This is a genomic window from Rhizobium lusitanum, from assembly GCF_014189535.1.
Lineage (GTDB): Bacteria > Pseudomonadota > Alphaproteobacteria > Rhizobiales > Rhizobiaceae > Rhizobium > Rhizobium lusitanum_C.
The window spans coordinates 1,793,303-1,801,213 of the sequence record NZ_CP050308.1 but is presented as its reverse complement, the minus strand read 5'-3'; the positions used below and the strand labels follow the sequence as shown (position 1 = coordinate 1,801,213).

The window sequence follows — 7,911 nt, the reverse complement described above, 5'->3', positions numbered from 1 at the left end:
CTACTCGAGTTGAAATGGGTGTCTAAGACGCTGGTTGCGCGCTTTTACATTCCGGATGCTGAGAAGAAAGTATTTGAAGTGTCATTTAGTGAAGTGGAGATTTTTCGAGTACTTGATGAAATGCCGCTGAGTACGGAGGATTCAGCGGAGAACGTTGGCCTTATTCCCGATCATCTCGCTTACACCATAGAGGGTTCTAAGTTTTGGAATGATCAATCTGAGGCGTTCAAATCTGCGTATGCTGGGTGTAAGCACTATCGTTTTATAACTGGATGGAATTGCATCGATGTTATTTCGATGTTCGCTCCATCTTTCGCTATTGCTGACTCTCAGGTCTAGCTATTCAACTACGCTGTATAAGGGCGGGGTGTTACTTTCCGTCGCGAAATGACCCTTCGGGGTCAAATTCCGGCGGAAATCAACACCTACAGCTAGAGCGCGAAATTGGCATCAATCTATGTCGGGCGCAATCGGGAAGACGAAGAAGCTAAAAATATGGATTTTGGCCCAGTTGCCGAGCTGATCGTGGACTTCAATGTTGACCGAGCTTGTGTTACTCAGGCGATTGAAACGAAAAAAGACGCCCGTGAAGAGCGCCTTTTTCCTGTCTGGGAAGTCGAGGATTCGTAATGCCCAAGGGCAAACTGCCAATCTGATCTCGACTTTTCGAGGGCGAATGTCATTCAAAATGACGGGAGCGTCAAGTTGGCGATTGACGATGCCGATCTCGCAGAGATCACCAAGCTGCTGTCTCCGGAACGTTTGGGCAAGCTTCACCAACTTACCGGCAATTCCCGGGCCGTAATCGAATTCCATCAGAAGACGCTACGCCTTGGCGCTGATTTGATGAACATCACGGCCGTTATTGAGATCGCAATGCGCAACTCAATTTGCGAAAATCTGAGGCAGCATTTCGGCCAAGCTGGCTGGCTCTTGAGCCCTCCCGCCCCCTTCGAATGGAAGGAGAGCGAGAAGAACAAGATCAAGTCGGCCCTGGATAGTGCCCGTCGCGCCGAATACTCCAAGCTCTCTCAGGCCGACAAGCACGCGCTCGACGCATTGGCTTTTCCAAACGGCCGCCCCCCCGAACCTCACGCATGCGCAGCGGTCCAAGACGCGCAGGACGCATATCCAGGTCGCCGATGGAAAGGTCATTGCCGAACTGACGTTCTACATCTGGAAACGCTTATGTGGCCCGGATTATGAGCATTCTCTCTGGAAGCCGACCCTCAAGAAAGTGTTTCCGAATAAGCACGTCAAGCGCTCCGACGTGGCTGACAATCTTGAGATCGTATACCAGGGGCGCAACCGGCTCGCTCACCATGAACCCGTCCTATATAACCGGTTCACTGAGACCATTGCAGCGATCAAGTATATCGCCCAGCATCTTGAAGTCCGCACTCCTAGCGACCAGACTCCGCTCTATCGGCTGATCGCTGATGACATTGCTGCCGTCGAGGCAAGTGCCGTGACCTTGCACTCCGAGCTGGATGCGTTCAGGACGTAGCGGTGGGTTTGGAATGCCGGAGACTATGTACTCTTTTTCGATGATGACGAACACCGGCGCGAACGCAGCTGTTGGACAGCGTCTTAGCTAACGCTAGCCTGCGCTCCTCATGTTCCAGGGGAGAGCGTATTTCTTGATCAGGCCGAGTTCCAGACCGGCACCGCCGTGGACCGGTAAGCCGTTCCATTCCAGGTAGGGCGGTATGGCGACGTAGATCTCTATCAATGCCAGACCTCGCAATTCGTTCTTGATCGTCTCGTTCAAGCGCAGGCTAGTTCGCTGAGAAATGCCAGGGCGGCCGTAAAAGTAGAGCCGCTTCGAGATGCCCATGGTCGCGACGCCGACGTAGACGGCGAACCCGTCCTTTACGAAAGCATATACGCCTACGTCTTTCGGCAATGGCTGATCGACAGCAAGTTCCTCGGTCTTGGAAAGTGTCCAGCGGCCGACAAGGGAAAACCCGCCATCGGTAAGCACGGAAACTGGGAGGGGCGGTTTCCCTGGCTTTGCAGGGAGGACCGGCCTCTCGCCAACACTTACGGCCGAAGCGTGAGAACCAGTGCCCTTTAGGACATTGTAGGCGTGCTGATAACGAATTCCCAGTTGCCGAGCGATCTCGGACGTTGAAAGCCCATCCGCAGCCAAAGCTCGAATACGTGATGATTTCGTCTCGCTCACTTCCTCATCCGAAGACGTCATTTGTCGGCCTTATCCAGCCAAAGCTCGCTGGAGGCCCGTTCTACGGCCTTTCGAAGTGTGGTTCAATCCTCATCAAGAAAAGCGTCTCCGCGACAGTAAGCCGCTTAGCTGCGCTGATCTTCGGCGCTGCAAACCGTGGATTAGCGATCAGTTTTTTGACGAATGGGGTCAGCTCCGGGATATGCCTTTGCCTTTGGCTCGCAAGATTGGAACCTGTCGGTCTAAGGCAGCCTAGAGACATGGAAGTCCCGGCGTTAATGATCGTTGCAATATGAGGTTGCGTGGGATGTGTCGGAAATTCTAGTCTCCACTCGCATGGGGAACTTCAGATGTCTGTCCTGTATCGCGTACTTCTCGCTGCCGGCTTGTCCACAGTTATCGCTTCCAATTGTCTTGCCGACGATCCAACTTCGTCGGGGACCGGGTTTGCCGTTACATCGGATGGGTGGCTCCTGACCAACGCCCACGTCGTGAAGGACTGCAAGCGCGTTGAGGTGAAAGGAAAGGGTGATGCGTCCAATCCCCGGATCGATGCTGTCAACGATCTGGCTTTGGTGAAGATTTCGGCGCCGGCGCCTCTCAAGCCCATGGTATTCCGCAAGTCGCCAATAAGATTGGGCGAGGACATCGTCGCAATAGGCTTTCCGTTAGCGACATTGCTTGCCGATTCAGTGAAAGTGACGACCGGAAATGTGAACGCGCTTGCAGGGATACTGAACGACACCCGCTATATCCAGATTTCGACCCCGATCCAGCCGGGCAATTCTGGCGGCCCTGTCGTGGATCGGGACGGTTTCCTTCTTGGTATCACAAGCGCGACGTTGTCGAAGGAGACGGCAGACGAGATGGGCATCACTGCGCAGAACGTCAACTTCGCCATCCGGGCATCGGTAGCCGATTTGTTCATGCAGTCGCAGAGTGTCGCTGATCAGTCAGGCGATAAGGCGGCCGACGAGCAGCCCATTTCGACCGCCGATCTCGCCGACAAGATAACGCCGTCGGTCTTCCAGATCCTCTGCTATGCCAAATTGGAAGCGCAGGCATCGGCAACCTCGTCTGATGGCGCCAACGGCGTCACCAACCAACCGCCATCTCCTCCCGCGGAACAACCCGCCAGCACCGAAGCAAGGGGAGAACCTTCACTCGACGTGCCACGAGCACGAACCGGAGCCGTACGGCATCCAAAGGGGACGGCTCCTATCAAGGCCGCCGCGAATGGTGACTCGAAAACCATAGGACAGGCAATCAATGGAAGCCCTGTGCAAGTGCTCGAGACGGATGGTGACTGGTATTGGGTCTCGGTTGGAGCATCCACGGGATACATGCACTATTCATGGGTCCGTGTGAGCCAGTTCGAGGAGCCGCCTGGCGATGGACGGTTTGTCCAAGTCAGGAGCTTCCGAGCACTGGATGAGGCTCGGGCCTTTGTTAAGCAATCATCGGTTCCCTTGGCAGCGCATCTGGCGGCCAACGGCTGGATTGCGGTGACGCTGCATGACATTTACGACGAGCGGGAAGCAAAAGACCTCTCCAATGCCCTGAAGGCCCATGGCTTGATTGCCAAGGACGCAATCGTCACGCTTAGGAACACCTATGTCCGGAAGGTCTGCTGCGACTAATGGCATGCCAGCGAATGGCGGGCCGCCACTGCTTTTCGGCGAGGCTCGCCGATATCCGGTTATGTTCCGCAACGATACTGCCGTGGCGGCGCGTTCCGAAAGCCTGATCCACCGAGACTTCGCCAGCGGTTTCGAGGAAGGGCGAAAGCCCTTGCAGCAGGAACAGCGAGAGGTGACAAGGCAGAGGACGATCAGCCGCCACATGCTGTGCGATCTGCCCCATCCAACGCAGCGTCACTGTCGGGTCGTTGCCTGATTTGTTCACGGTCGCCACCCGTGCAAACGCGTGCATAAAACACGTGTGCACACGTGTATCCGTGTACCGGTTGCGAAGGGTGCAACTGGTGAAATCCCGCAGTCCCCCAGGCCCGTCCGGGGATGTTTCTGCTCATACGGTCCCTGAATGGGGGAGGGTGTCAGCCACGGCCGGCCTCCATCTCGCGATGACGAACCGTCAGCTCCCGAAGCCAGACGGATTGCTTCGACGTGATCGAGAACCGTTCGCCCTCTCGTTCGGCCCGCGCCAGCATGTTGCAAACGAAGTCGCGCTCGCGATCATGCAGGAAGGCATCTGCAAGCAGCGTCCGTGCCGCCTTCGACACGTCATCAGCTGACATAGCCGCGCCGGCAACGTCCTTGGGTGCTGGCGCTCGGTCGCGGTAAACGATCCTCTCTTCCACGACGACACGGTCACGATAGACGATGCGTTCAATCACACGTGGCTTTTGCTGTTTGCCCAGTGCCGCGACGAGATCGTGTATCGAAGCGTCCGCGCTGTTCAAAGCACGCAAGATCGCGGCCACGGTCGCGGTGACTTCTCCCGGCTGATCGCTGGTCAGCATCGGTAGAAGCTTGCTCAGCCTTTTGATTGTGTTCTTATCCAGTTCGGCCATGCCCGTGCTCTCAGTCATGAGCCGGTGGCTAGGGTCGAGGTGCGCCAGTAGTGCGACCACTTCTCAGCGGGCCGTGCCTGCCAGGTGAGCGGTCGATTTGAGGGCTCATGGACGGAAGCCGCATACTCCTTCTCAAAAACCGATTTTTCAGTTTCCGCACACTCTGAAGGAGAGGTTTTTATTTGAGTCACTGAAGTGCTCAAACCTTTGAACCCTATGGCCCGCACGATCCAGCCGCGCCACGACAGCGAAACAATCTTGATGATGTTGGTAAGGTTCTTGCCGAACCGCTGCGGGCGCTCTCGAACTGAGATATGCTCAACGCCCTTCGAACGGGCCTTGCGAATGGCGTTCTGCACCGACGTGCGCCCGACACCGGCCACGCGGGCGATTTCGTCGAGGCAGAGATCGCAGAAGCCCTTCTTGCGGCAACGATCCGCGATGACGCCGAGGGCGGCGCGTTCTGCCTCGGAATAGCAGGCGCGGATCTCCGGCGGCATGTTGCCGGCACTCGCCCATTTGCGGCGACGTTGGATTTCCTTGGAGCGCTGTTCGCTGGTGAGCGGACGGCGCCGGGCCTTCGCTACGACGCGCTCAGCCGCTCGTGCGGATGATTGCTTTTCATATGCCTTGCTCGCGGGCTTCGTACCCTCTCCGGTCTCAAAGAACCGGTCTCGCTCGTCGTATGAGCGCGAGAGAACGCGTGTGCGCAGCAGCGCGGCGGATGCTTGATACTGCGTCATTGCTATGCCCCAAGCTCAAGCCGGGTGCCAGCAAGATAGTTTGACAAACGGCCGCTAAGCGCTTGATCTCCGCGCTTGGGTTTGACACAATTATTTTTGTAACGTGCTGTTTTTGAATGAATAGGCGGGGATTGAAAATCCGCGTGTCGCTGGTTCGATTCCGGCTCTGGGCACCATTCTAATCCACAAGAAAATCAATGTCTTATATGATCTCGCGACCTTCGTTTTTGTCTTTATCATGTCGCAAGTCACTCTCCAGCATTTCCAATGGCTTCAATAGGGTATCGGCAGATCCATGCGACATGTTGCGATCTGGCAGGCGCTCTGGGACAGATACCTACTATAAGACAGGCAGGTCTGCCGCGAATCTTTCGAGCCGCCAAGGCAACGAATTCCATTGTTCAGATTGATCTCCGAAAGCTTGTGTGGCCACAATTCAGCCCAATCAACAGACTGCGGATGAATTCTTGAAGGGACCTGTGCCGGACGAACCAAAGAACTGGGACGATGATGATCAGCCACTGAAGTTTCTCGACTACTTTGTAATGTAACCCAGAGGCGAGCTCACCCCATCGACATTTGTGTAGCTTCTATATCGAATCCGGCTTTAAAGCAGGCCACCGAAAATTTTCTTAAATAATTAAGTAATATTATATTTCATCTTCCGCATTATCTCAATCTCTTCACGAAGAAAATAAATAATAAAGACGACAATAAATATTTGCATTACAGAAGTAATATATTCTAGATTCTATGGAATCTATATTTTGAGAATTTCTATAGTGGCTGTAAATTATATTGAAATAATTTATTGTAGTGGGGAATTTAGTGCCAAAAGTATTCATAATGGTAGAAATGACGGGTGATGACCGCTTGTCGGATGGAGCCGTGACGAACTACATACTTCGAAGAGGTGGGTCGATTTCAAGGAATATCAAAAAAGCGGTGTCATGTAGTTGCTAGAAATTTCTTTGGAAATCCCACTCCTACAAAGGGTTTCTGAAAGCGATTCTGTAGAAAAACGCTCGGGGGAACCTGATCCCGCCGCCTCCACCATCCGGACACAATCTTAGATAACCTGCTCCAGAAAATGGACAATACTGCTGTAGTCGTTCCGCGTCTGGCTTGGGACGCGTTCGGTTTTACGGGACTTTCCTTGGTAGACCGGCGAGAGAGGTGCGTGCTATCGTGAAGAGTTTCGCGTGGCCCTTTTTATTTCCTCTCGATGATTGAGCTGTAGATAACGCAGCAATCATTGCGCGAGGAATGTTAAATTATATTGCTGACATTCATCTGATGGCGTATCGATGCCATAGCGCACTGCGTGCATTGGAGAGTGGGGACTACTCGTGAAAAAGCTTGCATTATTCGTTCCGCCGATCCGCCGCCTTTGGGAGGACCGGGAAAAGCTCATCGCGCAGCGTGACGGATTGCGTTCAGAAAACGAGCTACTTAGCGCAGAAATTAGCGGCCTGAGGGAGGCTTTACGCGATCCTCAGGCGACACACTCCCAACTCACAGAAAAGCTGACCTATGCTCAGCTCGTTGGTGATCATTCCTTCATTCCGACCAAACCCATTGTCATGGGGATGCCGGCTGGTCTCTGCCGCCAGAGGGAGTTAGCATCTGACAACTACCGCTATTGGTGCGATCAGATGCAACTGGAGCCCGCTCTGCACCGTAAATGGTGGGAATACTTTTTCATCGCACAGTCAGTCTTCGAGCGCGGGCTTTTGCAGCCCGGCCGGAGAGGCCTCTCCTTTGGAGTTGGGATCGAGCCGCTTCCGGCACTCTTTGCCAAGATGGGGTGCCATATTCTGACCACGGATCAGGCCGCAGAAACTGCCGTAGAAGGCGGTTGGATCAAAGGTGGCATGCATGCCGCTAACCTAGATCAGCTTCTCGTGCGCGATATCTGCCCTCGAGAAATATTTTATGAGCGTGTCAGCTTCAAGCCGATGGACATGAACGCCATCGATGTGGAGCTGAACGGTGAGTTCGATTTTTGCTGGTCAACATGTAGCCTCGAACATCTGGGCTCCCTGGAACACGGTCTCCGCTTCATCGAGAATTCCCTAGAGACGTTAAAGCCGGGCGGTATTGCAGTACATACTACCGAGTACAACCTGTCATCGAACGAACGGACAGTCGAAAACCGCGATCTCTGCCTCTATCGCCGCCGCGATATCGAACACCTTATCGGACGCTTGGAGAAGTCCGGGCATAACGTTGCGCCGGTCAACTTCGACCCCGGCGGAACGCTGGTAGATGGCTACATTGACCTGCCGCCCTACCACTCCGAGCCGCATATGCGCCTCCAAGTGGGCGAATTCGCTTGTACCTCGATCGGTCTCGTTGTCACACGTAGGTGTTAAAGCGCAGTCGGCTAGCAGAGTGTCGCAGCACCTTTTGGATGCGCCAATGGCCAAAATTCCATTTTATCAATTGTG

The 7,911-nt window shown here is 54.3% G+C and carries 10 protein-coding genes and 1 tRNA gene; 7 read left to right on the top strand and 4 right to left on the bottom strand.

Features of this window, described 5'->3' with window-relative positions; translation table 11 throughout:
* The first annotated feature begins 18 nt into the window (after positions 1-18).
* From HB780_RS22470 to HB780_RS22455, 4 genes are all read left to right on the top strand, one after another.
* On the top strand, positions 19-339 hold the full coding sequence (locus tag HB780_RS22470; protein WP_286203164.1) for a hypothetical protein: 321 nt from the start codon (positions 19-21) through the stop codon (positions 337-339).
* A 105-nt stretch (positions 340-444) separates the two neighbouring features.
* Complete coding sequence (locus HB780_RS22465) at positions 445-630, top strand: hypothetical protein (protein WP_183696767.1); 186 nt, start codon at positions 445-447, stop codon at positions 628-630.
* A 75-nt stretch (positions 631-705) separates the two neighbouring features.
* Positions 706-1,206, top strand: a complete 501-nt coding sequence (locus tag HB780_RS22460) for a hypothetical protein (RefSeq protein WP_183696764.1) — start codon at positions 706-708, stop codon at positions 1,204-1,206.
* Positions 1,207-1,270: 64 nt separating this feature from the next.
* Positions 1,271-1,507 (top strand): hypothetical protein, encoded by a 237-nt coding sequence (locus HB780_RS22455; RefSeq protein WP_183696761.1) that lies wholly within the window; start codon positions 1,271-1,273, stop codon positions 1,505-1,507.
* Positions 1,508-1,600: 93 nt separating this feature from the next.
* Here the strand turns inward: HB780_RS22455 and HB780_RS22450 are convergent, their stop codons facing one another.
* Positions 1,601-2,185: a GIY-YIG nuclease family protein gene (locus HB780_RS22450; RefSeq protein WP_286203163.1), complete on the bottom strand. Its 585-nt coding sequence runs from the start codon at positions 2,183-2,185 to the stop codon at positions 1,601-1,603.
* Positions 2,186-2,535: 350 nt separating this feature from the next.
* On the opposite strand from HB780_RS22450, the gene HB780_RS22445 reads away from it, so the two are divergent.
* Entirely contained in the window at positions 2,536-3,825 is a 1,290-nt protein-coding gene (locus tag HB780_RS22445; RefSeq protein ID WP_183697374.1) for a trypsin-like peptidase domain-containing protein, read from the top strand.
* Here HB780_RS22445 and HB780_RS22440 read toward each other — a convergent pair.
* The 3 genes from HB780_RS22440 to HB780_RS22430 all read right to left on the bottom strand — a co-directional run bounded on the left by HB780_RS22440 (position 3,788) and on the right by HB780_RS22430 (position 5,461).
* Positions 3,788-4,090, bottom strand: a complete 303-nt coding sequence (locus tag HB780_RS22440) for a hypothetical protein (RefSeq protein ID WP_183696755.1) — start codon at positions 4,088-4,090, stop codon at positions 3,788-3,790. The two genes, HB780_RS22445 and HB780_RS22440, sit on opposite strands and share 38 nt — an antisense overlap.
* Before the next feature lie 151 nt (positions 4,091-4,241).
* Positions 4,242-4,718 (bottom strand): hypothetical protein, encoded by a 477-nt coding sequence (locus HB780_RS22435; protein WP_183696752.1) that lies wholly within the window; start codon positions 4,716-4,718, stop codon positions 4,242-4,244.
* Between the two features lie 14 nt (positions 4,719-4,732).
* On the bottom strand, positions 4,733-5,461 hold the full coding sequence (locus HB780_RS22430; protein WP_183696749.1) for a helix-turn-helix domain-containing protein: 729 nt from the start codon (positions 5,459-5,461) through the stop codon (positions 4,733-4,735).
* Positions 5,462-5,569: 108 nt separating this feature from the next.
* On the opposite strand from HB780_RS22430, the gene HB780_RS22425 reads away from it, so the two are divergent.
* Positions 5,570-5,637: transfer RNA gene (locus tag HB780_RS22425), tRNA-Phe, on the top strand.
* Between the two features lie 1,173 nt (positions 5,638-6,810).
* Positions 6,811-7,836: an SAM-dependent methyltransferase gene (locus tag HB780_RS22420; protein ID WP_183696746.1), complete on the top strand. Its 1,026-nt coding sequence runs from the start codon at positions 6,811-6,813 to the stop codon at positions 7,834-7,836.
* The last annotated feature ends 75 nt before the right edge of the window (positions 7,837-7,911 follow it).